Below are 25,861 nucleotides of genomic sequence, written 5' to 3' on the forward strand. Positions count from 1 at the left end.
CGGTAGCGAGGCGACCGGCCGGCCGGTCGAGATCACACCTTCCAGCGCCCGGAGGGACGTGGCGGGCGCATCGGCGATCCGGCCCGAGCTTCCGGCCGCGGCTGTAGCTCGGCCTCCGGCAACGACCGCGCAGGTCATTTTCGCGTGACGCCGACGGCCCCCGCGCTCGTCCGGCTGCAACCTGGGTCGGCTCGAATCCTGGGAGGGCACGGATCTCGCCTGTGTCCGCGCGTGTGATTCAGTTCACATTTGCAGGACAGGAGCCCCATGCCGACGTACGAGTTCAAGTGCAACGACTGCGGCGCCGAGTTCGAGGTGGTCGCGTCGCTCTCCGAGTTCGAGCGCCAGAAGCGGGAGCGCACGGTCCAGTGCACGGCCTGCGGCCGCTCGAACGTCGAGCCGGAGATCGTGGCGTTCCAGGTGCAAACGGCGCGAAAGAGCGCCTAGGCAGAAGGACGAAGCGGCGTGTCGAGCGAGAACTACCACGAGCTGCCGGAGCTCCTGTCGGAGGCGACCAAGGAACGGCACCGCGCGATCGTCTCGTTGATCGAGGAGCTCGAGGCGATCGACTGGTACCAGCAGCGCGCCGAGGCGTGCTCGGACGCGGAGCTCCGTGCCGTGCTGCTCCACCACCTCGAGGAGGAGGTGGAGCACGCGATGATGAACCTCGAGTGGCTCCGGCGGAATGATCGCGTCTTCCAGGAGAAGATCGACATCTACCTCAACAGCCAGGGGCCGATCACCGAGGTGGAAGCGGCCGAGGAGGCGGCGAAGCTCGGCGCCAAGGCGCGGACCGGCGCCATGGCGCCGAGCGGCGCGCTCGGCATCGGGAGCCTGAAGGGGGCATGATCATGGATCTTCTCAAGCGCGAGCTCGCTCCCATCCTCCCCGCCGCGTGGGACCTCATCGATCACGAGGCGACGCGCGTGCTCAAGCTGCACCTCGCCGGCCGCAAGGTCGTCGACTTCCGCGGTCCGTTCGGCTGGGAGGTCGCCGCCGTCAACACGGGGCGCCTGCGCGCGCTCGAGCGGAAGGAGGGGTCCTCGGTCAGCGCGGGCGTCCGCCTCGTGCGGCCGCTCGTCGAGTTCCGCGCGCCCATCCGCCTCGAGCTCGCCGAGCTGGACGCCGTCGGGCGCGGCGCGCAGGAGCCCAACATCGAGGACGTCGTGCGCGCCGCCGAGCACGCCGCGCGCTTCGAGGACGGCGCCATCTTCAACGGGCTCGCGGCCGCCGGGATCGAAGGGATCCTGGAGGTCGCGCCGCACAAGCCCGTGCTGATCCCCGCGCCGGAGGCGTGGCCGCGCGCCGTGGTGGAGGCGAGAGAGGTGCTCCGCGCCGCGGGCGTCGACGGTCCTTATGCGCTCGCGCTGGGCCCGAAGGCGTACGACGAGCTGGCCGCGGCCGCGGAGGACGGGTACCCGCTCCTCAAGCACATCGAGCGCCAGCTCATCGACGGGCCGATCGTGTGGGCGCCCGCGCTCGAAGGCGGCGTGCTCCTGAGCACGCGAGGCGGCGACTTCGAGCTGACCGTGGGGGAAGACCTGTCCATCGGCTACGACGGGCACGACAGACAGGTCGTCGAGCTCTTCCTCACCGAGAGCTTCACGTTCCGAGTGCTGGAGCGCGCGGCGGCCGTGGCGCTGCGGCGGGGCTGAAATCAGGCCCCGCGGCTACTCGGCGTCGCCGACCGCGGCGCCCTCGCCGTCCCGCAGCGACGGGATGACGTGGCCCATCCGGAGGCGCTTCGCCTCGAGGTAGGGCGCGGAGAACGGGTTGGCCGGGACGATGGCCGCCGAGCGCGAGGCGATCCGGACGCCGAGCGCGCGGAGCGCGTCGACCTTGTCGGGGTTGTTCGTGAGGAGCCGGATCGACTCGATGCCGAGGTGCTCGATCATCGCGGCCGCGGGCTCGTAGCCGCGGGCGTCGTCCGGCAGGCCGAGGATGCGGTTCGCGTCGACCGTGTCGTGGCCGAACGCCTGGAGCTGGTACGCCCGGATCTTGTTGGCGAGCCCGATGCCGCGCCCCTCCTGCCGGAGGTAGAGCACCACGCCGAGCCCGCGGCGCCCGATCTCGGCCTGGGCCGCCTCGAGCTGCTCGCGGCAGTCGCACTTGAGGGAGCCGAACACCTCGCTCGTGAGGCACTCGGAGTGGACGCGCAGGGTCACGTCCGACCGGCCGCGCACGTCGCCCATGACGAGCGCGACGTGATCGGGAGACAGCCCCTGGTCGGGGCTCGTCGTCCCACCGAAGTGGAACACCAACATCTGAAAGACGCCGTGCTTCGTGGGCACGGGCGCCTGGGCGCGAATATCGAGCTGAGGCCGGATCGCCGTCGTCGGGACGTGCATCTCGCTCTCCTGGTGGAGGAATCCTGGGTCGCCTGTCAAGCAAGGAGCGCGCCTGGGTAGCCCGCTGCCCTGCCCTTGTCCGGCCACCCCTGAAGGTGGCGTCAATCAGGTAGCGTAAGCTCCCGGCCGGAACAAGGTAAGCTCTCCAAGATGTTGCTCCAAGGACATACCTGGAGCAGCCGATCAGCGAAGAGGAGCAGCCGATCTGCTTCGTCCCCGCGCGATCCGCCGGTACCGCTGGCCGTGACCGAACTCACCAACGAGACGCTGGCGGGCCGTCGGAGCGGCGAGGAAGCCGGGGGACCGCCGCCGCTTCGGAACCCCCCGAGGGTACCGAGGAGGCCGGGGGCCGCGCGCCCGCCTCAGAACCACCCGGGTTGCATCCTGGCGTACGAGTCCTCGCCGGAGCGGCAGAGCGCGGCGAGCGCCTCGACCCGGGGCAGCTCCGTCGAGAGCCAGTACTGCGCCGCGCAGAGCTTGCCTTCGTAGAAGCCGGCCGGAGTGGCGCCCCTGGCCAGCCCTTCGCGGGCGGCCGCGGCCATCGCGAGCCATTGCCAGGCCACCACGACCACGGAGACGAGCTCCATGTAATCGGCGCTGTGCCGCAGCATCTGCTCGGTGTCGCCGCGCATCCCCGCCTCGGCGAGCTGCACCGTCACCTCGCCGAGCAGCGCGAGCGCCGCGCCGAGGCGCTCGCCCCACGCGGGCTCGACGCCGGCCCGCTGCGCCCGGACGATCGTCTGCCGGATCTCGCCGCCGAGCGCGATGAGCGCGGCGCCGTTCCCGGCCACGACCTTGCGGCCGAGGAGGTCCAGGCCCTGGATCCCCGTCGTGCCCTCGTGGATCGAGTTGAGCTTCTGATCCCGGAGCCAGGCCTCCGGGAGGTACTCGCTCGAGTAGCCGTAGCCGCCGTGGACCTGGAGCGCGAGGGCGTTCGACTCGAAGCCCTTCTCGGCGGGGAAGGTCTTGGCGATGGGGGTGAGCAGGTCGAGGAGCCGCTGGGCGCGCTCCCGCTCCGCCGCGTCCGCGGCGTGCGCCGCGAGATCGGCGTACAGCGCGGTCGTGGAGACGAGCGCGAGGCCGCCCTCGACGATGGCCTTCTGCCGGAGCAGCATCCGGCGCACGTCGGCGTGCTCGATGATGGGCACCTGCGGCGCCCCCGGGTCCCTCGCGCCGAGCGGCCGGCCCTGCGGCCGGACGAGCGCGTAGCCGAGCGCCTCGAGGTAGGCCGCGGAGGCGGTCGCCACGGCGTTCGCGCCGACCAGGATGCGGGCCTCGTTCATCATCTGGAACATGCAGGCGACGCCCTGGTGGGGGCTGCCCACGAGGTAGCCGTGGCAGTCCCCCTTCTCGCCGAAGCTGAGCGACAGGCTGGGGAGCCCGCGCCAGCCGAGCTTGTGGATCATGCCGGCGACCTCGACGTCGTTCGGGACGAGCTGCCCGCCCTCGGGCCGCCGCTTGGGGACGGCGAACAGGCTCACGCCCTTGATGCCCCGAGGCGCGTTCTCGATGCGCGCGAGCGTGAGGTGGACGATGTTCTCGGTGAGGTCGTGGTCGCCGCCCGAGATGAAGATCTTCGATCCGCGGACGAGGTAGTGGCCCGCGTCGGTCTTCACCGCGCTCGCCTGCACGTCGGCGAGGCTCGATCCGGCCTGGGGCTCGGTGAGCGCCATCGTCCCGGTCCACTCGCCGGCGTACATCCGGGTCATGAAGGCGGACCGCAGGGCGTCGTCGCCGAACGTCTCGATGAGGTGCGCCGCGCCGGCCGTCAGGCTGAGGTAGCCGCACGCGCTCAGGTTCGCCGCCTGCAGGTAGGCGCCGGCGAGCGTGGCGACGACGAGCGGAAGCTGCTGGCCCCCCACCGCCGCCGGCCGCGCCGCGGTGAGCACCCCGAGCTCGACCATCGGCCGGAAGACCCGCTTGACGGCAGGGTGCACCGTGATCGCGCCCTCCTGGAAGCGCGGCGGCGCCTCGTCGACCTGCCTGTAGGTCGGGAACAGCACCTCCCGCGCGAACCGCCGGCAGCTCTGGAGGTAGAGGTCGAACGTGTCGCGCGCGTGATCGGCGAAATAGGGGAGCTCGCAGAGGCGCGGCGCGTCGAGCACCTCGTAGAGGAGGAACTCGACGTCGCGGTCGTTGAGGAGGGGGTTCTGGGGAGCGGTCATGGGGGCATTTGCCGGGCTTGGCGCACGCTAGACGCGCATGAAGCGGGATGTCGAGCGCCTTGTCTCGGTCATGGGTCCGGCGAGCGCGGGCGGAAACGAACCGACAGGATCCGGCCCGATCCGGCCCCAGCGCCGAGTTAGCCCGCTCCGCCTTGGTCTCGAGTGCGTTTCTTCCAAACAGACGGGCTGCGCCGCTGATAGAGTACGGCAAGGATCACCGCCGCCCGCTGGTCGGCTTCACCACGAAGTAGAAGTCGGCCAACGTCTGGCGCTGCTTCGTACTCGGCGAGCCGGCGATCGAGCACGGCGCTGTGCCACTCGGGTACCGGCACCTCTTCCCCCCTCGCCGCGATCCGCTCCCAGAGCGCTTGGACGTATTCGATCTCCTCGTTCATGGTGAGCTCGTCGAAGCCACCGGTCGGACGCGTGCTGCTTCAATGGATCGTCTTGGTGCAAGGGGAAGGATTCGAACCTTCTAGCGTCACTCTTGGGAAGCACAAGTCTCCACGGCGACCGTATCTCTCGTTTGGGTTGAAGCATTTACCACCAAGGCCCTTGCAGAAACGCGACTTCGCACCAAACACATGTCGACCGAGGCAAAAGCCGAGGGGTCACTCCATTTTCGTGCGAATTTCTGGCAGCGCGTGCATTTCAGGGAGGTTTGCCCTCTCTCATCGCTCCCTGAAGCTGTCTCTCGGCGGCCAAGCGTCTTCCCGCCTCCTTCGACCGCCGTTGAGCGCGCATCACGGCCGACCGCACAGCGGTTCCCGCGGCGGTGGATTCACGCTTTTTTTTCGAAATCGAGCGTTCGAGGGCCACACGCCCTTTGCGGTGTTTGCCCGGGGTTCCTAGACTCGTGACCCATGAGACGACTTTCCTGGATTCTGCTTGCGGCGCTGGTTTCCGTGGGCTGTGGGGACAACGACGACCCGTCGGAGGCGGGTTCGGGCGGTGACGGTGGCGGCGGTGCAGGTGGTGGCGCGGCTTGTGAAGCCGAAGGCGACGGAACACTCGACGTCGAGATCGTGAGCCCGAACGACGCCGGCGACGTCGCCGTGACCTCGCCGGGAGTGCCGGACGAGCGCGTGGTCTCGAGCGCGTCCCTCGACACGCCGGCGGGTGAGTACACGCTGCGCGCAGGCAGCGTGGCCGAGTACCCGGACGACGAACGCGTCGGCTTCGTCTATCGGCCTGATGACCCGGAGCAGAGCGCCTGCGTCGCCGACGGCGCGACCACCGAGGTCACCTTCAACTACGAGCTCACGCCCGGGAGCCACCAGCTCTGGTTCACCGCGCAGAACGGCGACCAGCTGGTCGGCGCGCTCGACGGCGAGGCGCTGCTCGAGTCGGGCGAGGTCACGCCGAGCGTCGCGTTCCAGGGAAGCGCGGAGATCATCAACCAGGGCGCGATCGCCTTCGACGGGGCCGGCAACCTGTGGGTGTCGGCCAACGCGGGCCAGATCACCGTGCGGCTCGTCGACACGCTGGGCGAGAGCAGCGAGGCAGCCCCTGACCGCGTGCTCGACGTGGCCGATGCGTGCGGGGGCGTCACCCCCTGCGCCGCGGGCGGCCTGGCGTTCGACGCCGCCGGCAACCTCTGGGTCGGGATCCGCGACCATTTGCTGAGGATCGAGGCGGCCGATCTCGAAGGCTCAGGCGTGGTGGAGCCGTCCGTGACCATCACCGGAGAGGAGATCGAGAACGTTCAAGCGCTCGCGTTCGACGGATCGGGCAACCTGTGGGTGGCGAGCGCCGAGCAGGACGCGGTGCTGATGTACGCGGCCGAGCGGCTCGCCGCGGACGACGGGGATCCCGCCGACGTGGTGCTGAAGGCGCTCACCCCCGAGCCGGTGATCGGGCCCCTGGGCCACCCGACGGGGCTCGCGTTCGACGAGCAGGGCGCGCTCTGGGTGGGTTACTGGGGATCGAACACCATCGCAAAGTTCGAGCCCGGCGATCTCGAAGCATCCGCGGAGCTCACCCCCGAGGTTCAGCTCGAAGTGGGGGTGCTGGCGCTTCCGGAGAGCATCGCCTTCGATCAGCAGGGGAACCTGTGGCTGCCCTCCAAGGTCGGTTCGGCGGCGGCGATCGCCAAGGCCGAGCTCGTCGCGGGCGGAGACGTGGAAGCGGGAGCCACCGTCCTGACGAGCGAGGCGTTCGGATCACTCATCGACCTCGCCTTCAACCCGCCCCCCGACTGGTCACCGATCCAGGGCCCCAAGTGAGCCCGTGGCGGCCGGGGAGCCCGGCCGCCGGAGCCGGGCAAGGCGCGCCCGCAGGTCGTCCGCGACCACGTAGAACGCCGGCACGACGAGGAGGCTGAGCGCCGTCGAGACGACGAGGCCGCCGATCACCGCCGCGGCCATCGGGGCTCGGATCTCGGCGCCGGGGCCGAGCGCCAGCGCGGACGGGACCGCCGCCATCAGCGTCGCGATCGAGGTCATCAGGATGGGGCGCAGCCGCACCGGGCCGGCGCGGAGCATCGCCGCGCGGGCGTCCATCACCTCCCCTGCCCCGTCGCCGTGCCCGCCTTCGCGGCGCACTTCGATCGCGTGATCCACGAGGATGATCGAGTTCTTCTTCACGATCCCCATGAGCAGGAGGATCCCGATCATGCTGAAGATGTTGAGCGTGTGCCCCGTCAGCAGCAGCGCGAAGGCGGCGCCCGCGATCGACAGCGGCAGGATCGTCAGCACCGTGACCGGGTGCAGGAACGAGTTGAACTGCGACGCGAGCACCATGTAGGCGACGAGGATCCCGAGCACCAGCGCGAAGAGGAGGCCGCCCATCGACTCGCGGAACGTCACGCTCGCGCCGCCCAGCACCAGGCGGTAGCCGGCCGGCAGGTCCCGGCCGAGCTCCTCGACGCGGGCCACCGCCTCGCCCTGCGAGCGCCCCGGCGCGACGTTGCCGAAGACCGAGATCGCGCGCTCGCGGTCGCGGCGCGTGATCGCCTGGAGCGCGGGGCGCTCGTCGTAGGTGACGACCGACGTCAGCGGGACCAGCGCGCCCGACGCGCTCCTCACCTGGATGCGCGCGAGATCCTCGGGCCGGCTCCGCTGCTCCGCGAGCAAGCGCGCGCGGACGTCGATGCGGCGCCCGCTGTCGTTGTACTTGGCGACGCGCCCGCCGCCGATCAGCGTGTTCAGCGTCGTCGCGATGGCCTCGACGCTCACGCCGAGATCCGCGGCGCGCGCCCGGTCGGGCACGATGCGGAGCTCGGGCATGCCGAGCTGGTAGTCGGAGTCGAGATCCACGACGACGCCGCTCTGCGCGAGCTCGGCCCGGATGCGCTCGCTGTGCTTCGTGAGCTCGTCCCAGTCGGGGCCGCGGATCGAGAACTCGACAGGGAACCCGCGCTGGGCCGTGAAGCCCGACTGCGAGAGGTCCTGGACCACGGCGCGCAGGCCGGGGTAGCCGTTCAGCTCCTTGCGGAGCGCGCCCTGGAGATCGGCCTGCGAGAGCGCCCGCTCCTCCGCCGGCTTCATCGTGACGAACAGGATGCCCGTGTTCACGCCGCCCCCTCCGCCGAAGCCGCCGACGACGGCGAAGACCCGCTCCACCGCCGGGTTCGCGCCCACGGCCGCCTCGGCGCGACGGAAGAGCCGGTCGGTCTCCTCGATGTCCGAGCCGACCGCGGTCTGCAGCCGGACAAGGAGCCGCCCCTGGTCCTGCGACGGGACGAACTCCGTCGGGAGGCGCTGCATGGCGACGATCGCGCCGGCGAAGAGGATCGCGCCGAGCAGGACGACCGCGACCGGGAACCGGAGCGCCCGGGCGAGCAGCCAGCCATAGCCGCGGGAGAGCGCCTCGAAGCCGCGATCGACGAGCCGCCCGAGGCGGCCCCGGCCCTCGCGGGAGACGTCGAGGATCTGCGCGCAGCGGGCGGGCGCGAGGGTGATCGCCTCCAGGTACGAGAGCAGCACGGCGATGCAGAGGGTCACGCCGAACTGGAGGAAGAACCGGCCGACCACCCCCTCCATGAAGATGATCGGGAGGAAGATCGCGACGACGGCGAGCGTCGCGGCGAGCGCCGCGAAGGTGATCTCGGCCGTGCCCTCGCGGGCGGCGCGGACGCGGTCCTTCCCCCCTTCGGCGTGCCGGTGGATGTTCTCGAGCACCATGATCGCGTCGTCGACGACGATGCCGACGGCGAGCGAGAGCCCGAGCAGCGTGAAGGTGTTCAGCGTGAAGCCGAGGAAGTAGATCGCGGCGACCGTGCCGAGCAGCGACATCGGGATGGCCAGGACGACGTTGAGCGTGCTCGAGAGCGAGCCGAGGAACATCCAGCAGACGAGGGCCGTGAGCGCGATGGCCATGCCGAGCTCGAGCTCGATCTCGTGGACCGACTCCTCGATGAACTTCGTCGAGTCGAAGTTCACGCCGACCTCCATCCCCTCGGGCAGGGACTTCTGGACCTCGGCAAGCGCGGCCCGGACCCCCCGGGCGACCTCGACCGCGTTCGAGCCGCGCTGCTTCCTCACGCCGAGGCCCTGGGCCGGCTCCCCGTTCACCCGGGCGAGCCGGCGGACGTCCTCGAAGCCGTCCTCGACGAGCGCGACGTCCTCCAGGTACACCGTGGCGCGCGCCGACGACGGCGGCCCCGCCGCCTGGGCGGCTGCGCCCGGCTGGGCGGCCGAGCCGGGATCGCCCTGGCGGAGGACGATCCGCTTGAAGGTCGCGAGATCGAGCGCCTCCCCCATCACCCGCACGTTGAGCTCCCGCCCTTCTGTCTCGATGCGGCCGGCGGGGAGCTCGATGTGCTGGCGGCGCAGGGACTCGGTGACGTCGGCGACGGTGAGCCCCTTCGCCGCGAGTCGATCGGCGTCGATCCAGATGCGGACGTTGCGCTCGAGGTAGCCGCCGAGCGTGAGCTCTCCGACGCCGGGCACCGTCTGGAGCTTCTCCTTCAGCCGGTAACGCGCGATGTCGGCGACGAGCTGGGGAGAGAAGGGGCCGGAGAGCCCGACCCACATGATCGGCTGGTCCTCCGGGTTCGTCTTGGAGACGACAGGCGGGTCGAGGTCGAGCGGCAGCCGCCGCTGCGCCTGGGAGATCTTCGTCTGAACGTCCTGGAGCGCGACGTCGACGTCGCGCGACAGGTCGAGCTCGATGGTGACCGAGGCGCTCCCCTGGCGCGACGTCGACGTGATCGATCGGATCCCCTCGACCTGGACGGCCGCCTCCTCGAGCGGCTCGACCACGTCGTGCTCCATGATCTCGGGGGCGGCGCCCTCCAGCGTGGCGGAGATGGTGATGGTGGGGAAGTCGACGTCGGGGAACTGGCTGATGCCGATGCGCGACACGGCGACGAGGCCGAAGACGATGGTCGCGGCCATCAGCATCCAGGCGAAGACCGGCTTCCTGAGGCAGGCTTCGGTGAGGCTCACGGCACGCTCCGTGACGAGCTGGCGGGAGCGGTCAGCGGCGATGCGCCGGACGAGGCGGGCGGCGACGCGCCGGACGAGGCGGCGGGCGGCGACGCGCCGGACGAGGCGGCGGGCGGCGACGCGCCGGCCGCGGACGCGCCGGCGTCTGCGCCTCCCTCGGGGTGGCGCCCCGCGGCCTGGCCTCCCGGCACGCTGCCGGGCGCCGCGATGCGGACCTGCGCCCCCTCGCGCAACGCCTCCGCGCCGCGCGCCACGAGGAGCTCTCCCACGGAGAGGCCCGACTTGACCTCGACGCGCCCGTCGGGCGTGCGCAGGCCCAGAGAGAGCACGCGCTCGCGCGCGGTGGTGCCGTCGACCACGTACGCGAGGAACCCCCGCTCGCTCGGTCGCACGGACGTGAGTGGGATCACGGGAGCGTCGCCGCTCGCGCCCACGGGCACGGTCACCTCGGCGAAGGTGCCGGGGCGGAGCAGCTCCTTGCCCTCGCCCTGCACCTCGCCGGTCACGGCGACCATGCGCGTCGCCGGATCCGCCGCGTCGGCGACGTGCGTCAGCCTGGCGCTGTAGGTCCGCGCGTCGCCCTTCACGGTGAAACGGGCCTCCATGTCGGGCCTGACCCGCGGGGCGTCGGCGGCGGGGATCTGGAAGCGGAGCAGGAGCGGATCGCGGCGCAGGAGCGTCGCGAGCACGGTGCCGACAGGCACGTGCTGGCCGGTCTGCACGGTGCGCGTCTGGATCTTCCCCTGGATGGGGGCGCGCACGTAGGCGTCGCGCAGGTTCAGGAGCGCCTGATCGACGGCGACCTTCGCCTCGGCGACCTGCGCGGCGGTCGTCGCCGCCCTCGAGCGCCAGGACGCGACGTCTTCCTTGCTGAAGACGCCGTCGGCGCCCTCGGCCTCGCGCCGCTCGAGCCCCGCGGCGGCCTCGGCCTGGGTGGCGGTCATCCGATCGAGCGTCGCGCGCGCCGCGCGGACGGCGAGGTTGTACCGGGCCGGGTCGATCTCGACGAGCACCTGCCCTGCCTTGACCTCGGCGCCCTCCATGAACCGCACCGCCTCGACGACGCCGGCGACGCGCGCGGTGAGCTGCACCTGCTCGAACGCCTCGACCGCTCCGACGGCCGGCACGGCGTACTCGACCCGCTCCGCCGCGACGGGCACGACCTCGACCGGGAAGCTGAGCCCCTGCTTCGCGGGCTTGCGCCCCTGCTCGGGCGAGGCCTCCCCGCCCTTCTTGCACGCCGGAGATCCGAGGAAGACAAGCCCCGTCACCAGGGCGAGCGCGGCCACGCGAATCGGTTGGAGCACCATCTAGGTGGAGGAGTAGCGCAACTTGAGCCGTTGTGCGCGGGGCCGAGCGGGGGTGACCGGGCAGCGTCACGCCGGCCACAGGCCGCGCAGCGGGGCCCGCGCACGGCGGAGCGCCGGGGAGCACGGTACGCGCGGCCCGATCTGGCCGGCGGCGCGCACCGCGGCGGTCGCGACGGGCGCCCGGGACTTCCGCCGCCCACCGATCACAAACCCCGCCGATCCAGCACAAAGACACGCACTGCCGCGCAGGACAGACAGTCCGTACAGTCCTGCAAACAGCAGGGATGCTGACCCGCGAGCCCGGCGTGAAACCAGCAACGACGGGCGAGCTGACACGAACTGGCGGAGACGACGATGACAGACCTGGTCAACGACATGACCGAACGATTTCTGCGCGATGCCGGCATCGCTCCCGGCATGCGCGTCCTCGACGTGGGGTGCGGCCGAGGCGACGTGAGCTTCATGGTCGCCCGCATCGTCGGCGAAGGGGGTTGTGTGCTCGGGGTAGACCGCGATCCGGCGCCCATCGCGGTCGCTCGCCGGCGAGCCGCCGAGCTGGGACTCCGCCGAGTTGCCTTCGAAGAGCGGGACCTCGGCGCGCTCTCCCCCGCCGCCGAGCGCTTCGATGCCGCCGTCGGCCGGAGGGTGCTCATGTACCAGCCGGATCCTGTCGCTGCGGTGCGTGCCATGGCCGGTGCCGTGCGCGCCGGCGGCCTGATCCTGCTCCAGGAGAACGACCCGACGATGGGCCAGGGCAGCCTGATGCCCATGGATCTGCACCGCCAGGTGCACCAGTGGATCTGGCGGACCGTCGAGCGTGAGGGCGCGAGCCTCCACATGGGATTCCAGATGCCGAGCGTTTTTGAAGAAGCGGGCCTGACCGTGCAGCTCGTGAGGGCCGAGGCCATCGTGCAGACGCCGAAGATCCAGCATCAGCTCGCGCTCATCGTTCGCGCGATGCTCCCGCGGATCGTCCAGCGAGGCGTGGCGTCGGAGGCCGAGGTCGACGTGGACACCCTGGAAGAACGTCTCGCCGCCGAACGGACGAAGGCCAATACCACCTTCGTCGGCGACCTCGTCTTCAGCGTGTGCGGCCGGACACCGTCTCCTGGGTGAGCGTGCGGCCCTTGCTCTGCGCTTCGGCGCGCCACGCCGCCGGCGTCGCCCCGTGCTCTCTACGGAACATGCGGATGAAGTGCGTCGCGTCCGCGTAGCCGACGCGCTCGGCGACGAGCTCGACCCTCTCGTCGGAGTGGAGGAGGATGCGGCGAGCCTCCGCCATTCTCCCGGCCACGATCCACTCGACCGCGCTCCGGCCCGTCGCCCGGGAGAGCGCCGTCGTCACGTACGCCGGGCTCCGCCCCACGGATCGCGCGACGTCCTTGAGCGAGAGCGGTCGAAGGCAGTTTCGCTCGATGAAGCGAAGGGCATCGACGACGACTCCCGGCGATGGCGAGGCAGGGTGTTGCGAGCGCGCTGCCTGCTGAACCTCGTTGAGGATGAGCACAAGGAGGCTCCGCTGGACGACGTCGGGAGCGCCGCCATCGCGCGATTCCGTCGCGCGCATCAGCTCGCGGAGCAGCATGTCGATGTGCGCGTGACGATCCGCGGGCACCCGAACGACGGGGGATGCGCCGGCGCGCACGCGCTCGAACGGCTCGAGCAAGCTGCCCGCCTCCTCGGCGGCCAAGCAGGGGACACAGAAGCCAACGCCGATCCAGTCCGGGGCCGCCTTCTCGATCGAGCGGTGCGGTTGTCCGGCAGGCACGAGGAGGACGTCTCCAGCCTCGACGTTCCATCGACCGCGCTGCTCGATGCGAGAAGAGCCGCTCGTGTAGAACGCCAGCGCGGCGAAGGCGTGGGTCACGGACGCCCGCATGACCGGCTGCACCGGTGAGGGTTGCCGGCAGCAAAAGATCGCTCGGCCTCCGCCCACAAGGTCTTCTCGCTGGATCGCCGGCGCGGGGGGCATGAGCGCCATGGTGACATCGGCGGAAGCAGGAGGCGAGCGCCGGCGCTCTCCGTCGAGCAGGCTGCTGGATAGTAAGGAGCTCTTCCCTGCGCTGCGCCAGCGAAAGGCCAGCGAAGATCTGGCGGGCCCGACCTGCGCGCGCGCCTGCCGGACGGAGCTACGGCCTCAGCGTCATCCGCATCTTGTAGACCTGCATACCGAACATCACGCCCGCCGGGGCGCCAGGATCGATGGTCCCGTCCCGACCGCGGCTCAAGCGCACGAAGGCCTGACAGCCCTCGGCGGGAAGCCCCGTGGGGTACGAGCCTTCGGGAACGGTGAACGAGCCGGTGTCGTCCACCTCCCCCGACGAGTCGACCCAGGATACGTCATCCAGACAAGGGCCCGGCTCATCGAAGCTGACAGGTCCGATGGACCATCTCATCATGTCGTCCTTGCCCAGCGGCTCCCACGCCAGCACGAGATCCTCGCCGGAGCCGAGGCTGAACACGCTCTCCGGCTCGGGAGACGTGAGCTCCGAGAGCTCGGGCATCACGATCTCCCAGCCGTCGAGGTCGTTGAACCGGGCGCGGATCGCGCGGCCCGGCTCGGCGTGCTTGAGATAGCCGCGGCACTTGGCGGCGATGAGGTTGTCCTCCGGATTGCTGTCATGCCACCAGTAGCAGGCGAGCTCCGCCTCCTCCGCGCCGTTGCTCACGATGAACCTGTCGGGGAGGTACTCCCCGTCCCCGGGATCTCGCACACCGAACCCGCCGCTGGCGTCCACCTTCGTAACGTAGGCTTCCGCTTCGCCCAGGTACTCGACGCCATCGCGGACGATCGGCACGTTGTATCCGTAGACCCGGATGACGACCGCCTCGTTATCCGCCAAGGGCCGGTACTCGTCCGGCCCACACGCTGCCCCGGAAAGACCCAGGACGGCGACCAAAGCCAACCACACGATGTCTCTCATGAGATCCTCCACGATCCGACGTCTTTGCAAGAGACGGCTGCGCCGCACGGGGCAACCTGTGGGTAGTGCTCAAAATTGAACATGGAGGCGGCAAGGCGAGAAGAAAAGCTCAATGATCTTCCCGCCTTCATGTGAACTCTCTCCGGGCAAATTTGAGCACTACCCAACCTGTGCACGTTCCCGTTTGAACGAAGCTACGGCTTCAGCGTGATCCGTACCTCGTAAGACTGGCGCGCGAAGATCGAGCCCCTCTGGACGCCAGGATCGATGGTCCCGCGCCGGCCGCGGTCGAACCGAAGGAAAGCCTGACACCCCTCGGGGGGCAGGCCCGTGGGATACGAGTCCCTGGGAACGACGAACGCCCCGGTGTCATCCATGGACCCGTCCGAACGGTACCACTCTACGTCATCCACACACGGCCCCGGGTCGTCGAAGCTGACGGGTCCGAGAGACCATCCCATCCGGTCGTCCGCGCCTAGCGGCTCCCACGAGAGCACCAGATCCTCGCCGGAGCTGAGGCTGAACTCGATGTCCTGCTCGGGAGACGTGAGCTTCGAGAGCTCGGGCATCACGACCTCCCAGCCGTCAAACTCGTTGAAGGTGGCACGGATCCCACGGCCGGGTTCGGCCTGGATGAACTGACCGCGACAGAAGGTGGCAATGAGGTCGTCCTCCGGATAGCTGTCCTCGTAGAGGACGCAGCGGAGCGTCGTCTCCTCGAGGCCGTTGCTCACGACGAACCTGTCGGGGAGATACTCCCCGTCGTCGTGTTTCCGGACACCGAAGGCATTGGGGTTGTCCGTCTTCCAGACGTAGCCCTCCACCTCGCCCCGGTACGTGACGCCATCGCGGACGAGGGGCGGCTCGAACCCGTAGACGTCGATGCGAACAGCGTCGTTCTCCGCGAGCGGCCGGTACTCGTCCGGCGCGCACGCCACTCCCGAAAGACCCAGCGCCGCGATCACGGCCGACCTCGCGATATTGCTCATGATATCCGCCTCGCTCCCGTGCTTTTTGAAGGAGACGGCGACGATGCGCCTTCCGCTCAGGGGAGCCCCTCCGGGCAGGGAGGGCAGTCACCACCACAATCTACACCTATTTCCAGGCCATTCTGGCGATCGTCATCGCACCTCGGCGGCTGGCACCTGCCCTGGAAGCACACCTTCGTCAGGCAATCCGGGCCGTCGATGCACTTGTCCCCAGCGGCGCAGGTACGGCAGTTGGATCCGCAGTCGATGTCGACCTCATGCTCGTTCTGGATGCCATCGCTGCACGTGGCAAAGCTGCACCGGTCATCGAAGCCGCACACACCGGTATTGCAATCCTCGCCCGTGGTACACGGGTACGTCGGGCGACACGGATCGCAGAGGCCACCGCAGTCCACATAGGACTCGCCGGTGCCTACATCGAGCTCGCCATTGTCGCAGTCGAGCGGGATGCACTTGCTGCGCGGTGAGCAGTACATGGTCGTGTCCCCGCAGTCCGCGTCCGACAGGCACTCGACCAGGTTTTGCTGGCCGTCGCACAGCCCCGAGCCGTCAGGGGCCGGACCTCGCCGGGTCCATTCGTTCAGCTGATGCGCGCCGTCGCAGAAGTCATCCGTGCAAGGGTTGCCGTCGTCCGGCACGTCGTCCGGCGCGGGCAAGACGACCTTCTGCCCGTCCCTGTCGCACGCGATCGTCATGCAGTCGCCGGGGTACTGGCCCCGGTACTCCCCCACCTCTCGCTGGCACTTGCCATCGACGCACTTCACCGTGCCACAGGCGGGGTCCGGCGGGTCGTCGCAATCGTACTCGGTCACGCACTCGGGGCGCTCCGGCGCAGGCGCCGGGGCCCCCTCCGAGCACGCGATCCACAGCGAGGCCACGGAGAGCATCGCGCCGGCGGCCCAAAGGTGCCTGCTCGTGGTCATGTTGCCTTTCTTCATGTCTCTTCGCCTGAGATGAACAGCGGGCAGGCAGTGGGGCAATTCGCGCCGCAGTCGATGCCTGATTCGTTGCCGTTCATCACGCCATCCTCGCACGTCGGGCGACGGCACCTGCCGTCCGCGCACACACCGCTCTGGCAGGACTCGTGAGCGTCGCACCGCCGGCTGGCGGCGCATGCGGGACACGACGGCGCGCCGCAATCGACGTCGGTCTCGGCGCCGTTCAGGATGCCATCACGGCAGCTCGTCTCCTTGCACAGCATGTCCGAGCCGCACGCACCCTCGATGCAGTCGCTGTCGGCCGTGCACGGCTGTCCTGCCCTGCAAGGCTGGCACCGGCCACCGCAGTCCCGCGCCGTCTCGCCCGAGGCATCATCAAAGATGGCGTTGTCGCACCACTCGAGGACGCACGTGCCCGATGTCGAGCAGGCATACGAGGGGGTCCCACAGTCCTCGTCGCGAAGGCATCCGACCAGATGCCCGTCGCCATCGCAGTACCCGGAACCCTCTTCGGCGTTCCCCGCTGCCCTCGGACGGTGCACGCTGACCCCTTGCACGCATGCGTCGATCGTGCACTCGTTGCCGTCGTTGAAGACGTCGCCGTCGTCGGCCTCGGCGACCACCCGCCCAGCCTCGTCACAGCGCAGGGTCACACAATCGCCAGCCCGCTGGTTAGGGAATCGCTCTCGCAGGGCGAGCCTGCAGACCTCCGCGTCGCACATGGCCTCGCCGCAGCGGGGGTCCGCAGGCTTCGGGCAATCCTCGGCTGTCTTGCACAGCATGGCGTTGCACTCGCTGATGGGCCGACACTCCCGCTTGCAGGAATCGCCGTCTTCCTCCCTCGCACCGGGCTCGCAGCAGCGCGCCTCCTCCGGGTCCGGACACCGGCAGCGCCCGTCGATGCACTGCGTTCCGCTCAGCTTGGGGTGGCAGTCTGCGGTTGAATCGCAGAGAGGTTCCTGTTCCACATCGACATAGGCGTCACCGCTGCAGGCAGCCCAGAGCAAGCAGCCCAGGAACACCGCGCCGGAAGCGCACAGCCCGCGCTGCCACATTGGAGCCATGATATCAGGCCTCCTCGTCCGGAGGATCGTGGAGATCCCAGCCATGCGTCGATCGACGCGTGCTGTTCGCATTGCGATCAACGTCTGCAAATTCTCCACCAAAGATGAACTGCCATTCAGAAAGATGAAGTCGGCTCTCCGCGCGGGAGCACGTCTCTGCGGAGCTCGGGCGCTACCACGAGAACGAGAGCCCCAGGCCCGGGGCGGTCCCCGCGGCCTCCACGCGGACCTTTGCCTGTGGCGCGAGCAGGAACCCCGCGGCCACGGCGCCGCCGGCCGAAAGACCCGCACCGACGAAGGCGCCCACGGACAGGGCCGTGAACGTCTTCGTGCGCCCATCGGCGTCGGCATATGCGTCGCAGGCAGGGAGCCCCGGCCGGCAATGGAAGACCTCCCGCTCCGCCCGGGAAAAGGCGGCGTCCCGCTCCTCGGCAGCGTCGTTGGCCTCCACGACCGAGAGGGCTCCGACGGTGGCGAGGGCGGCCGACGTGGCCGCGAGCGCGCCCACAGTCCACCACCGGAGCGCGGGGCTGCGCGTGGAAGGAGGCGGTGGCGCGACGGGCCGCGAGGCCACCTTGCTCACCGGAGGATGCGCTGGCGCTTCGGCTCGGGAGCGCGGGAACGTCAGCCAGACGGTCCTCTCGCCGCCCGCGTCGACCGCGGCCACGTCCTCGCGCTGCGCCCCGGCGAGCTGTCCGCTCACGCGGTGCTGGCCGGGAGCCACGTACACGGGGCGCGGGAGCGGGGACACACCGATCTGCCGCCCGTCCACGAGCACGGCGGCGCCAGGCTCGCTCACGCGCACATCGAGCGCGCCGACGTGCCGCCGCGCTTCCGCGAAATTGGCCCTCGCGAGCTCGTAGCTCTCCTTGAAGCCCGGCGGCACCCAGATCTTCGGGGCGTCGGGGGTGCCGACCATCTCGAAGTAGATCGAGAGGAACTCCGCCGCCCTCTCGAAGTCGTGCAGCCTGAACGACAGCATCCCCACGCGGAACGCATCGGAGGCGCTCTTCGTGAGCCCCCACAGCGTCAGGTGGATGTCGCGCGCGTCCGCGAGCCGCCCCTCGTCCAGGAGCCGCTTCGCCTCGTCGAGCATCTCACGCTCCGGCCCGGTCGGCGGCGGCCGCCGCGGGAGGGGCGCTGCCGCCGCCGGTGCTGGGCAGGTGAGCAGCAGCAGGATCGCGGTGATCGGGCTGAGCAGCGGGCGTCGCATGGTCTTGTCTTCCGGGTCTCTCCCGCGCGGCGAGGGCGCCCTGCGCAGGTCGCGAGGGCGCCGCAGGCGTGGAGCGCCTCGGGCTCAGGGTCGAGGGCCTGGCACGGGCGCTCGGGCAACGCGCTCTCTCGATTTCCAGCGCCTCTCTTACCAGAGATCACCGCACGGTTGCGCTCGAAACGCTCGACATCAAGAGAAGATGCGAGGACGAACGACGCGACAAGAAGGCGCCAGGGCCAACAACGCGCATTGCGTTCATCGAACAAAAATTCTCACACCAGATGAGCTTTTGCCCCCAAATTTTGACTGTGTCCTCAACCTGGATCATCTGGCGCCCGAGATCACCGCACAGCTGCGTTCGAACCACTCATTATGTAGGGTCGACATCAAGGCGAGCTCGTCGCATTGCATCGAGTGGCATAATTTTCTCATGTTTGATGCGCCATCGCTCCCAGAATTCTCAACCTGGGTCAGCCGATGCGACGCAGAGAGCTGGCGCCTCAACCTGGGTGAGCTGACGGGACGAGCTGACAGCTCCTCAACCTGGGTCTGGGTCAGCCGATGGGTCAGCCGACGCTCCGGAAGCTCCCAACCTGGGTGAGCTCGCGCGGGGCGGGCGACGCGGCGAGCCTTCAACCAGCCGCCGGAAGTCCCCGCGCCGGTCGACCCACGATGACGCCGACGACCCCCGGCCGAGCCGCCAGGCGAGGCCGCGACGAGGCCGTCGCGCCCGCCGCCCTTCCGCGCTCGCCCTGGGGCGGCGCCGGTCTATACCATGGGGACATGCGCCCCACCGTGCTCCTCTGGGACATCGACGGCACCCTGCTCTCCACCGGCGGCGCAGGCCGGCGCGCCATGGAGCACGCGTTCGCCCGGTACGCCGACCGGCGCGACGCGTGCGAGGCGTTCTCGTTTGCCGGCATGACCGACCGGGCCATCATCCGGACAGGGCTCGAGACGGTCGGGCGCGAGGCCACGGAGGACGCCATCGACGCGCTCCTCGCGATCTACGTCGAGATCCTCGCGCAGGAGATGTCGCTCGCCGGCGACACCCGGGTCCACGCCGGCGTCATCGAGGCGCTCGACGCCGCCGCCCGGCGCGCGAAGTGCGCCATCGGCCTCGGCACGGGGAACGTCCGCGCCGGGGCGCAGGCGAAGCTCACCCGGGTCGGCATCTACGAGCGGTTCGCGTTCGGCGGCTTCGGCTGTGATCACGAGCGCCGCGACGAGCTCCTGCGCATCGGCGCCGCGCGCGGGGCGGCCATGCTCGAGGCGCCGCTCGACGCGTGCCGCGTCGTCGTCATCGGCGACACCCCGAAGGACATCGCGGCGGCCCGGGCGATCGGCGCCGAGTCGATCGCCGTGGCCACCGGCACCTACGCCCTCGCAGAGCTCGCCGCATGCGCCCCGACCCACAGCTTCACCGACCTCCGGGCGAGGGGCGCGCTCGAGGCGCTGCTCGGTTGAGATCCGAGATCTCTCGGCGAGCGGCCGGCTGACCGCTGCGGCGCCGATACGACAGCGTGCCTCTGCGACATGAAGCGCGCACAACCGGCCGTTTGATCCCAGACCACGAGTCCGCGAAAGTTCCAAGATGACCTACCCTCCGGGATACCGAACGGCCGAGCACGTCGAGGGTGAGGGAGGGGCGCATCGGGGCGGATACAACGCTGTACGACATGTTGCATTCAGCACCGGCAATGTTCCTCGCGACGCCCGGTGTCAGCGCCCGAGCGCGGTCGCGATGGAATGCGCGGCGCGCAGCGCGAGAGCGGCGATGGTGAGCGTGGGGTTCACGGCGCCGCCGGTGGGGAAGACGCCGCTGCCAAGCAGGTAGAGGTTGTCGTGGTCGTGCGCGCGCAGGTTCGGGTCGACCACCGAGGTGTTCGGGTCGGCGCCCATCCGGTAGGTGCCCATGACGTGCCCGGCGCCCTCGTGCTCGAGCCGGTGCTCGCGGAGCGTGGCCCCGAGCGCGTCGAAGATCCGGTCGTGGATCGCGCGCGCGGCCGCCATGCCGTCGCGGGTATAGGGGTCGATCCGGTAGTGAAGGCGCGGCCGCGGCAACCCGAGCGCGTCGCGCTGATCGAAGGCAGGCGTGACGCGGTTGTCGGGATCGGGGAGCTGCTCCATCAAGCTGGACACGCAGAGCTGCCGGGTGCAATGCCACGCGAGCTCGGCAGCGAGCTGCTGGCCACGTAGACCCTTGCGCACGAGATCGGCCGCGGCGACCTCGGGCCCGCCGATCGGCCACTGCCACCCGCTGTTGCCGAGCTCCACCCGGAACGCGGCGCGCACCCCCCGAGAGGCGCTGTTCCGCGTGGCGTCGATTCCCCCCGTCGAGAGCGGTCCGCGGGGCTGACCGAGCGCTTCCCCGGCGAGCGCCCAGCTCAGCTGGATGGGGTGATCCATGAGGTTGCGCCCGACCTGGCCGCTCCTGTTCGCGACCCCGTCCGGCAGCGCGTCGGTCCGGGACATCAGGAGCAGCTTGGGCGTCTCGATCCCGTGCGCCGCCACGATATAGACCTTGCCCGAGGCCTCGTGATCGGTGCCGTCCGGGCGCTTGAACAGGACACGCGACACGCGCCCGTCAGGGCCGATGCCGACGGCCGTGGCGATGGCCTCTTCCACGATCCGCACGCCGGCGAGCTCGGCCTTCTTCACGTGCACCGAGGCGTCATAGCGAGCCGCGATCGGGCAGATGGGGATGCAGGATTTGCTGCCACAGCACGCGGGCCGGCCGTCGAACGCGGCGCTATTGCGCGCCTGTGCCGTCGCGGTCACCGGATAGCCGAGGGCCGAGATCCTGTCGGCGATGCGCAGATCCGAGTAGCTGTGGGGGATGGGCGCCATGGGGTAAGGCGTGCTGCGCGGCGAGCCGAGGCTGTCATCGCCGGCCACGCCCATCTCGATCTCGCTCTCGACGTACCAGGGTTCGAGCACGTCGTACCCGATGGGCCAGTCGACGCCGACTCCATAAAGGGTCTTCATCCGGAGATCGTCGGGGAGGAAGCGGAGCGCGGTCCCGAGCCAGTGCCAGGTCGTCCCGCCGACGACGCGGAGGTACGTGCTCTTGAAGAGGTCCGGGCCCTCCTGCACGTAGTACCCGCGGGGAGCGCTCTCGCTGGGCGCAGGCGCGGCCATGGAGCGAGGAAAGGGGGCGTCCAGCGTCTTGACGACGGCGCTCCGGTAGGCGCTGACGGCCTTGTCGCGGTCGACCCGCGGCCCCGACTCCAGCACGAGCACCCTGGCGCCCGCCTTCGCGAGCCGGTAGCCGGCCAGCGTCCCCGCGATGCCCGCGCCCACGATGATCACATCCGCTTGCAGCCTGTCCCCCATACCGAGCTCCGTCCGGGCGGCGGCAGCGCGCCCCGCCGCCTCACCCCGCGGGCGGCTCTCCCCAGGACCCCATCGCCCCGCCGCAGATGCCCGGTGCGCTTGTGTAAGGGAGCGATCTCCACGCGAGCGAGCCCTCGTAGGTCGCCAGCGCGCGCCCGTCGGCCGCGTCGTACTGGCCCGTGTACCAGAACAGGAGGATCTCGTCCGCGAGCGCCCGCAGGCGCGCGTCGGCGAAGACGCCTCGCGCGGTCAGGTCATCGAGGGGGCACGCCGGAGCGTCGCCGACGAGCCCCGCCCTGGTATAGAGGTCCGCGAGCGCCGCGGCCTGCTCCGGACGTGCGAGCAGGCAGTCGAGGTAGATCTGCGCGTGGTCCCGGGCGAGGTCGCCAACCCCGGTGAGCACCGTGGACAAGGCGAGGAACCGGTCGAGCGGCGTGGCGGCCCGGCCGCGGACCACGTGCCTTGCAAGGCCGGCGGCCGCGGCGAGGAGCGCGCAGATGAAGAGGGCGAAACGGCGCCGGCCCATGCGGAGTCTGCCTCTCTGGGGGATCCGCCCCGGATTGAGCAGCTGGCTGCTGCTGTTGCCACGAGGAAGCTCGTGGCGCAGGCCATGGTGAGATGAGGGACGGGGTGCCCGGCGTCAATCACGATCTCCCCTGGCCCACGAGGTTCGCTCTCATCCATCCTCTGCTTGACCGTCTCTCCTCGACCGCTCCCCGTCCGTCGTGGTCGATCGGCTCCAATGCCCGCCCGCGGCGCTCCGCGCCTCGAATCGCGCCGGCACCCGGCCAGACGGCCCGAGCGCGGTCGTGCCGCGCGGTCGCGCTTCCTTTGGCCGCAGCGCGACGAGCCTCCCCCGCTGCGCGAGCCGCGCCAGCACGATTGCCATCTCCGTCAGCCCGAAGTGGTTGCCAATGCATACGTGCGGCCCGCCCCCGAACGGCATGTATGCCCAGTTCTTGCCGGCGCCCGTCGTCGCCGGGTCGCCCGCGAAGCGTTCCGGATCGAAGCGGCGCGGCTCGGGCCAGAACGACGGGTGGCGGTGCATCGCGAAGGGGGAGATCAGGACCGACGTTCCGCGCGGGATGGCATAACCGCGGATCTCGTCGTCCTCGACCGCCTCGCGGACGATCATCCAGGCCGGCGGGTAGAGCCGCAGCGTCTCGCGCAGGACCATGGCCGTCCGCGTCAGCCTGGGCACGTCCTCCGCCTCGGGCGCGCGACCTCCGAGCACGCTGTCCACCTCGCCTCGCACCCGCTCCCATTCGTGCGGGTGCAAGGTGAACAGGACCGTCGCCCACGTCAGCGCGTTCGCCGTGGTCTCGTGCCCGGCGAAGAAGATGTGCAGCACCTCGTCGCGAAGCTCCTTCCGGGACATGCGCTCGCCGGTCTCCTCGTCGCGCGCGTCGAGGAGCGCGTCGAGCAGGTCCCCCGGCCGCTCTCCGCCCTGCTCGCGCCGGTCGATGATGCCGTACACCACCCTGTCGAACGCCGCGGTCGCCTCCCGGATGCGCACGTTGAAGGGCAGCGGCCAGGACAGCGGCACCCTGAAGGGGAGCAGCATCCGGATCTTGATGTAGCGGTCGATCTCCGCGAGCGCGCCGTCGAGCGTGGCGATGTCCGACGGGAGCTGCTGCGAGAACATCGTCTCCACGATGACGTCGCGCGTGATGCCGAGCATGAGATCGTGGGCGTGGAGCTCCTGGCCATCGGTGAGGCGCGCGAGGTGGCGCTCGGCCACCGCGTTCATCGCCGCCGTCATCCTGGCGATCCGCGCGCGAGAGAAGCTCGGCTGCATGATGCGCCGCTGCCGTAGCCAGAACGGCGGATCGCTGATCGCCAGGCCGTTGCCGAAGACGGGCTGTACGGTCTCCCTCGACTTGTCGCCGCGCAAGTACTTCCTGGCCGCGTCGTGGAGCACGTAGCGAGCGTCGTCCGGGTGGGTGAGCATCACCATGCCCGCGGCCCCGAACGGGATCCGGGCGATCGGCCCCTTCTCGATGGCGACGCGCTCCAGGAAGCCCGCGGCGTCGATCGCCATCCACGGCAGGCTGCCGAGCAGCGGGATCGAGGGAGCAACAGGGATCTCGGAAACGGGGCGAGCGGGCGGTGAGGGGGCTGCGGTCGTCATGGGCGGCTCGCCCGAGGGTACATCAGCGCGGTCGCGAAGGCGGTCCCACGGCGGCACCGGGGGAAACGCGGGGTTTCGCGGGAGACGGGGAACTTTTCCCGCGGGCGCGGGTCGTCTGCTCATGCACCCGATCCGCGCGCAGGTCCCCACCGAGAGCATTGCCCGCCCGCCCGAGCCCGGTAGGCCCTACGCGCCCGAGGTGCCCCACGCGCCCGCCCTCCCGTCCACGGACAAGATCCCCAGCCTGCTCTTCGTGGACCCGCCCGCGCGGACGGATCTCGACGAGCTGCGACAGTCCCTCTCGTTCGCGTTCACAAGCGGCGTCTCCGGCGGGCTCTTCAGCCAGGCGCTCGATCGGGCGCCCATCGGGCCCTCCACGTGGGATCCGAAGAGCTTCGCGCCGGACCTGTTCCTGGAGGAGCTCGTGGCCCGGTGCTTCCGCGTCCGCGTCGGGGGGCACGAGGCCGTCGTCAACCGAGGGTTCATCCTCCGCGTCCTCTCCCGGCCCCCGAGCGACACGCGCGTGACCGAGCTCCGGAGGGGGATCCTCCACGAGCTCTCGGGCTCACCCACGTTTCGCACGCAGCTCGAGAGGCTCTACACGGCCTCGTGCCGGATGCGGGGCGCGCTCGAGGGCGCGGTGGCAGGGAAGAAGTTCGATCCGACGCGGCGGCAGCTCGACGTGCTCGCGATCGTCAAAGAGGTCTTCGACCTGATGAGCGGGTCGTTCGAGGGCGCGCGATCGGGCCTCTCCCGGCTGCGCGACTTCGGCCAGGCGGTGCAGGCGACCGAGGGATATCGATCGATGGCCGATCTCCTCGATTACGACGAGCACCTCGCGACGCTCCGCCTGGACATCCGCGTCGGCGCCGACGGCCGCATCCGAGGCTTCGACGTCGTGACCGTCCGGGAGCGGCAGGAGAACCCGTTCGTGCTGTCGCCGGTGCGGCGCTGGCTCGCGAAGCTCGAGATGTTCTTCCGCGGGTACAGCTTCGGCGACGGAGAGGTCATGGCGAGGCTCGTCGACGCGGTGTTCGAGGGCGTCGAGGATCAGGTCGTCAAGCTGGTCCCGCTCGTCGGAGAGATGGAGGTCTACCTGGGAGCGCTCGGCTTCCGGGATCTCGCCGAAGCGGCGGGGCTCGAGGTCTGCCTGCCGGAGCTCCGGTCCGCCGCGGAGGGCGAGCGCGCGCTCCTCGGCCTCTTCAATCCGCTCCTCGTCGCCGGCGGAGGGAAGGCGGTGCCGTGCGACGTCGTGACCGATCGGGCCGACACGACGCTCCTTGTCACGGGGCCGAACTCGGGCGGAAAGACGCGCCTGCTCCAGTCGGTGGCGCTGACGCAGCTCCTCGCGCAGGCGGGCATGTTCGTGCCGGCGCGCAGGGCGAGCGTCGCCCGCGTCCCGGGGCTCGTGGTGTCGCTCATCCAGGAGACGAAGTTCGATCAGAGCGAGGGGCGGCTCGGCATGGAGCTCCTCCGGATCCGGGCGCTCTTCGAGGAGCTCGGCCCGGGAGCGATGGTGATCCTCGACGAGCTCTGCTCGGGGACGAACCCGTCCGAGGGGGAGGAAATCTTCGAGCTCGTCGTCACGCTGCTCGAGAAGCTCCGCCCGCAGGCGTTCATCACCACGCATTTCCTGACGTTCGCGGCGCGGCTCGAGCGGGAGAAGGCGATAAGGAACCTCCGGTTCGTCCAGGTGGAGCTCGACGCGGCGCAGAAGCCCACGTACCAGTTCGTCGACGGCGTGGCCGCGACCTCGCTCGCGGCCCAGGCCGCGGCTCGGCTCGGCGTGACCCGCGGCGAGCTCGAGGGCCTCATCGATCGCAACATCGATCGCAACCAGCCCGCCTCCCGAGCGCTGTCCGTCGTGGGTCGGGACTCCGCGTTCGCGGGTCCCTCCGTCGTGGGTCGGGACTCCGCGTTCGCGGGTTCCTCCGTCGTGGGTCGGGACTCCGCGTTCGCGGGTTCCTCCGTCGTGGGTCGGGACTCCGCGTTCGCGGGTTCCTCCGTCGTGGGTCGGGACTCCGCGTTCGCGGGTCCCTCCGGGGAGAGCTGA

Annotated in this window: 21 protein-coding genes and 1 tRNA gene; 7 read left to right on the top strand and 15 right to left on the bottom strand. The window is 70.3% G+C overall.

The features are described 5' to 3' along the window. Positions 1–267 precede the first annotated feature (267 nt). From WME73_RS29510 to WME73_RS29520, 3 genes are read left to right on the top strand one after another with little or no spacing between them, the layout of a single operon-like run. Positions 268–447, top strand: a complete 180-nt coding sequence (locus tag WME73_RS29510; RefSeq protein ID WP_437739731.1) for an FmdB family zinc ribbon protein — start codon at positions 268–270, stop codon at positions 445–447. An 18-nt stretch (positions 448–465) separates the two neighbouring features. Further along, positions 466–849, top strand: coding sequence for an encapsulin-associated ferritin-like protein (locus WME73_RS29515; protein WP_437911693.1), 384 nt, complete (start codon positions 466–468; stop codon positions 847–849). Positions 850–851: 2 nt separating this feature from the next. Next, positions 852–1,655 (top strand): family 1 encapsulin nanocompartment shell protein, encoded by an 804-nt coding sequence (locus WME73_RS29520; RefSeq protein ID WP_437911694.1) that lies wholly within the window; start codon positions 852–854, stop codon positions 1,653–1,655. Positions 1,656–1,670: 15 nt separating this feature from the next. Here the strand turns inward: WME73_RS29520 and ribA are convergent, their stop codons facing one another. The 4 genes from ribA to WME73_RS29540 form a co-directional block, all read right to left on the bottom strand. After that, positions 1,671–2,348: a GTP cyclohydrolase II gene (gene ribA, locus WME73_RS29525; protein WP_012237912.1), complete on the bottom strand. Its 678-nt coding sequence runs from the start codon at positions 2,346–2,348 to the stop codon at positions 1,671–1,673. 362 nt (positions 2,349–2,710) lie between these two features. Continuing rightward, the gene (locus WME73_RS29530; protein ID WP_437911695.1) at positions 2,711–4,513 is read right to left on the bottom strand and encodes an acyl-CoA dehydrogenase; all 1,803 of its coding nucleotides are present in this window, start codon (positions 4,511–4,513) and stop codon (positions 2,711–2,713) included. A gap of 137 nt (positions 4,514–4,650) precedes the next feature. Beyond that, complete coding sequence (locus tag WME73_RS29535; RefSeq protein WP_437911696.1) at positions 4,651–4,908, bottom strand: addiction module protein; 258 nt, start codon at positions 4,906–4,908, stop codon at positions 4,651–4,653. Between the two features lie 53 nt (positions 4,909–4,961). Continuing rightward, positions 4,962–5,072 (bottom strand) — tRNA-OTHER (locus WME73_RS29540). A 304-nt stretch (positions 5,073–5,376) separates the two neighbouring features. Between WME73_RS29540 and WME73_RS29545 the strand changes: the two genes are divergently transcribed. Next, entirely contained in the window at positions 5,377–6,738 is a 1,362-nt protein-coding gene (locus WME73_RS29545; protein WP_437911697.1) for a Vgb family protein, read from the top strand. On the opposite strand, the gene WME73_RS29550 is transcribed toward WME73_RS29545, so the two are convergent. Both WME73_RS29550 and WME73_RS29555 read right to left on the bottom strand, forming a co-directional pair. Further along, complete coding sequence (locus WME73_RS29550) at positions 6,715–9,903, bottom strand: efflux RND transporter permease subunit (RefSeq protein WP_437911698.1); 3,189 nt, start codon at positions 9,901–9,903, stop codon at positions 6,715–6,717. The two genes, WME73_RS29545 and WME73_RS29550, sit on opposite strands and share 24 nt — an antisense overlap. Further along, on the bottom strand, positions 9,900–11,213 hold the full coding sequence (locus WME73_RS29555) for an efflux RND transporter periplasmic adaptor subunit (RefSeq protein ID WP_437911699.1): 1,314 nt from the start codon (positions 11,211–11,213) through the stop codon (positions 9,900–9,902). The genes WME73_RS29550 and WME73_RS29555 overlap by 4 nt, the downstream gene beginning before the upstream one ends. 354 nt (positions 11,214–11,567) lie before the next feature. Here WME73_RS29555 and WME73_RS29560 point away from each other — a divergent pair, with 354 nt between their 5' ends. Next, positions 11,568–12,329: a methyltransferase domain-containing protein gene (locus WME73_RS29560; protein ID WP_437739739.1), complete on the top strand. Its 762-nt coding sequence runs from the start codon at positions 11,568–11,570 to the stop codon at positions 12,327–12,329. Here the strand turns inward: WME73_RS29560 and WME73_RS29565 are convergent. The 6 genes from WME73_RS29565 to WME73_RS29590 all read right to left on the bottom strand — a co-directional run bounded on the left by WME73_RS29565 (position 12,295) and on the right by WME73_RS29590 (position 18,341). Continuing rightward, complete coding sequence (locus tag WME73_RS29565; protein ID WP_437739740.1) at positions 12,295–13,092, bottom strand: AraC family transcriptional regulator; 798 nt, start codon at positions 13,090–13,092, stop codon at positions 12,295–12,297. The two genes, WME73_RS29560 and WME73_RS29565, sit on opposite strands and share 35 nt — an antisense overlap. Before the next feature lie 250 nt (positions 13,093–13,342). Beyond that, positions 13,343–14,137, bottom strand: coding sequence for a hypothetical protein (locus tag WME73_RS29570; RefSeq protein ID WP_437911700.1), 795 nt, complete (start codon positions 14,135–14,137; stop codon positions 13,343–13,345). Between the two features lie 194 nt (positions 14,138–14,331). Further along, a complete protein-coding gene (locus WME73_RS29575; RefSeq protein WP_437911701.1) occupies positions 14,332–15,126 on the bottom strand; it encodes a hypothetical protein in 795 nt (264 codons plus the stop codon). A 56-nt stretch (positions 15,127–15,182) separates the two neighbouring features. Next, entirely contained in the window at positions 15,183–16,049 is an 867-nt protein-coding gene (locus WME73_RS29580) for a hypothetical protein (RefSeq protein ID WP_437911702.1), read from the bottom strand. Positions 16,050–16,060: 11 nt separating this feature from the next. Continuing rightward, entirely contained in the window at positions 16,061–16,687 is a 627-nt protein-coding gene (locus WME73_RS29585) for a hypothetical protein (RefSeq protein ID WP_437911703.1), read from the bottom strand. A 613-nt stretch (positions 16,688–17,300) separates the two neighbouring features. Next, positions 17,301–18,341 carry a hypothetical protein gene (locus tag WME73_RS29590; RefSeq protein WP_437911704.1) on the bottom strand — a complete coding sequence of 347 codons (1,041 nt, stop codon included), beginning with the start codon at positions 18,339–18,341 and terminating at the stop codon, positions 17,301–17,303. A gap of 783 nt (positions 18,342–19,124) precedes the next feature. Between WME73_RS29590 and WME73_RS29595 the strand changes: the two genes are divergently transcribed. Next, positions 19,125–19,808: an HAD family hydrolase gene (locus WME73_RS29595; protein WP_437911705.1), complete on the top strand. Its 684-nt coding sequence runs from the start codon at positions 19,125–19,127 to the stop codon at positions 19,806–19,808. 255 nt (positions 19,809–20,063) lie between these two features. Here WME73_RS29595 and WME73_RS29600 read toward each other — a convergent pair whose 3' ends face one another. From WME73_RS29600 to WME73_RS29610, 3 genes are all read right to left on the bottom strand, one after another. After that, positions 20,064–21,677: a GMC family oxidoreductase gene (locus WME73_RS29600; RefSeq protein ID WP_437911706.1), complete on the bottom strand. Its 1,614-nt coding sequence runs from the start codon at positions 21,675–21,677 to the stop codon at positions 20,064–20,066. Between the two features lie 40 nt (positions 21,678–21,717). Next, positions 21,718–22,203, bottom strand: a complete 486-nt coding sequence (locus WME73_RS29605) for a sugar dehydrogenase complex small subunit (RefSeq protein ID WP_437911707.1) — start codon at positions 22,201–22,203, stop codon at positions 21,718–21,720. 150 nt (positions 22,204–22,353) lie between these two features. After that, complete coding sequence (locus tag WME73_RS29610) at positions 22,354–23,808, bottom strand: cytochrome P450 (RefSeq protein ID WP_437911708.1); 1,455 nt, start codon at positions 23,806–23,808, stop codon at positions 22,354–22,356. A 121-nt stretch (positions 23,809–23,929) separates the two neighbouring features. Here WME73_RS29610 and WME73_RS29615 point away from each other — a divergent pair, with 121 nt between their 5' ends. Continuing rightward, complete coding sequence (locus WME73_RS29615) at positions 23,930–25,861, top strand: MutS-related protein (protein WP_437911709.1); 1,932 nt, start codon at positions 23,930–23,932, stop codon at positions 25,859–25,861.

Source organism: Sorangium sp. So ce302 (assembly GCF_051530145.1).
Taxonomy (GTDB): domain Bacteria; phylum Myxococcota_A; class Polyangia; order Polyangiales; family Polyangiaceae; genus Sorangium; species Sorangium cellulosum_B.

What these genes read in the sequence shown, in the direction of transcription:
- WME73_RS29510 (WP_437739731.1), top strand. Translation starts at nt 268, where the DNA reads ATGCCGACGTACGAGTTCAAGTGCAACGACTGCGGCGCCGAGTTCGAG.
- WME73_RS29520 (WP_437911694.1), top strand. Translation starts at nt 852, where the DNA reads ATGGATCTTCTCAAGCGCGAGCTCGCTCCCATCCTCCCCGCCGCGTGG.
- ribA (WP_012237912.1), bottom strand. Translation starts at nt 2,348, where the DNA reads ATGCACGTCCCGACGACGGCGATCCGGCCTCAGCTCGATATTCGCGCC.
- WME73_RS29530 (WP_437911695.1), bottom strand. Translation starts at nt 4,513, where the DNA reads ATGACCGCTCCCCAGAACCCCCTCCTCAACGACCGCGACGTCGAGTTC.
- WME73_RS29535 (WP_437911696.1), bottom strand. Translation starts at nt 4,908, where the DNA reads ATGAACGAGGAGATCGAATACGTCCAAGCGCTCTGGGAGCGGATCGCG.
- WME73_RS29545 (WP_437911697.1), top strand. Translation starts at nt 5,377, where the DNA reads ATGAGACGACTTTCCTGGATTCTGCTTGCGGCGCTGGTTTCCGTGGGC.
- WME73_RS29555 (WP_437911699.1), bottom strand. Translation starts at nt 11,213, where the DNA reads ATGGTGCTCCAACCGATTCGCGTGGCCGCGCTCGCCCTGGTGACGGGG.
- WME73_RS29560 (WP_437739739.1), top strand. Translation starts at nt 11,568, where the DNA reads ATGACAGACCTGGTCAACGACATGACCGAACGATTTCTGCGCGATGCC.
- WME73_RS29565 (WP_437739740.1), bottom strand. Translation starts at nt 13,092, where the DNA reads ATGCGGGCGTCCGTGACCCACGCCTTCGCCGCGCTGGCGTTCTACACG.
- WME73_RS29570 (WP_437911700.1), bottom strand. Translation starts at nt 14,137, where the DNA reads ATGAGAGACATCGTGTGGTTGGCTTTGGTCGCCGTCCTGGGTCTTTCC.
- WME73_RS29575 (WP_437911701.1), bottom strand. Translation starts at nt 15,126, where the DNA reads ATGAGCAATATCGCGAGGTCGGCCGTGATCGCGGCGCTGGGTCTTTCG.
- WME73_RS29580 (WP_437911702.1), bottom strand. Translation starts at nt 16,049, where the DNA reads ATGACCACGAGCAGGCACCTTTGGGCCGCCGGCGCGATGCTCTCCGTG.
- WME73_RS29590 (WP_437911704.1), bottom strand. Translation starts at nt 18,341, where the DNA reads ATGCGACGCCCGCTGCTCAGCCCGATCACCGCGATCCTGCTGCTGCTC.
- WME73_RS29595 (WP_437911705.1), top strand. Translation starts at nt 19,125, where the DNA reads ATGCGCCCCACCGTGCTCCTCTGGGACATCGACGGCACCCTGCTCTCC.
- WME73_RS29600 (WP_437911706.1), bottom strand. Translation starts at nt 21,677, where the DNA reads ATGGGGGACAGGCTGCAAGCGGATGTGATCATCGTGGGCGCGGGCATC.
- WME73_RS29605 (WP_437911707.1), bottom strand. Translation starts at nt 22,203, where the DNA reads ATGGGCCGGCGCCGTTTCGCCCTCTTCATCTGCGCGCTCCTCGCCGCG.
- WME73_RS29610 (WP_437911708.1), bottom strand. Translation starts at nt 23,808, where the DNA reads ATGACGACCGCAGCCCCCTCACCGCCCGCTCGCCCCGTTTCCGAGATC.
- WME73_RS29615 (WP_437911709.1), top strand. Translation starts at nt 23,930, where the DNA reads ATGCACCCGATCCGCGCGCAGGTCCCCACCGAGAGCATTGCCCGCCCG.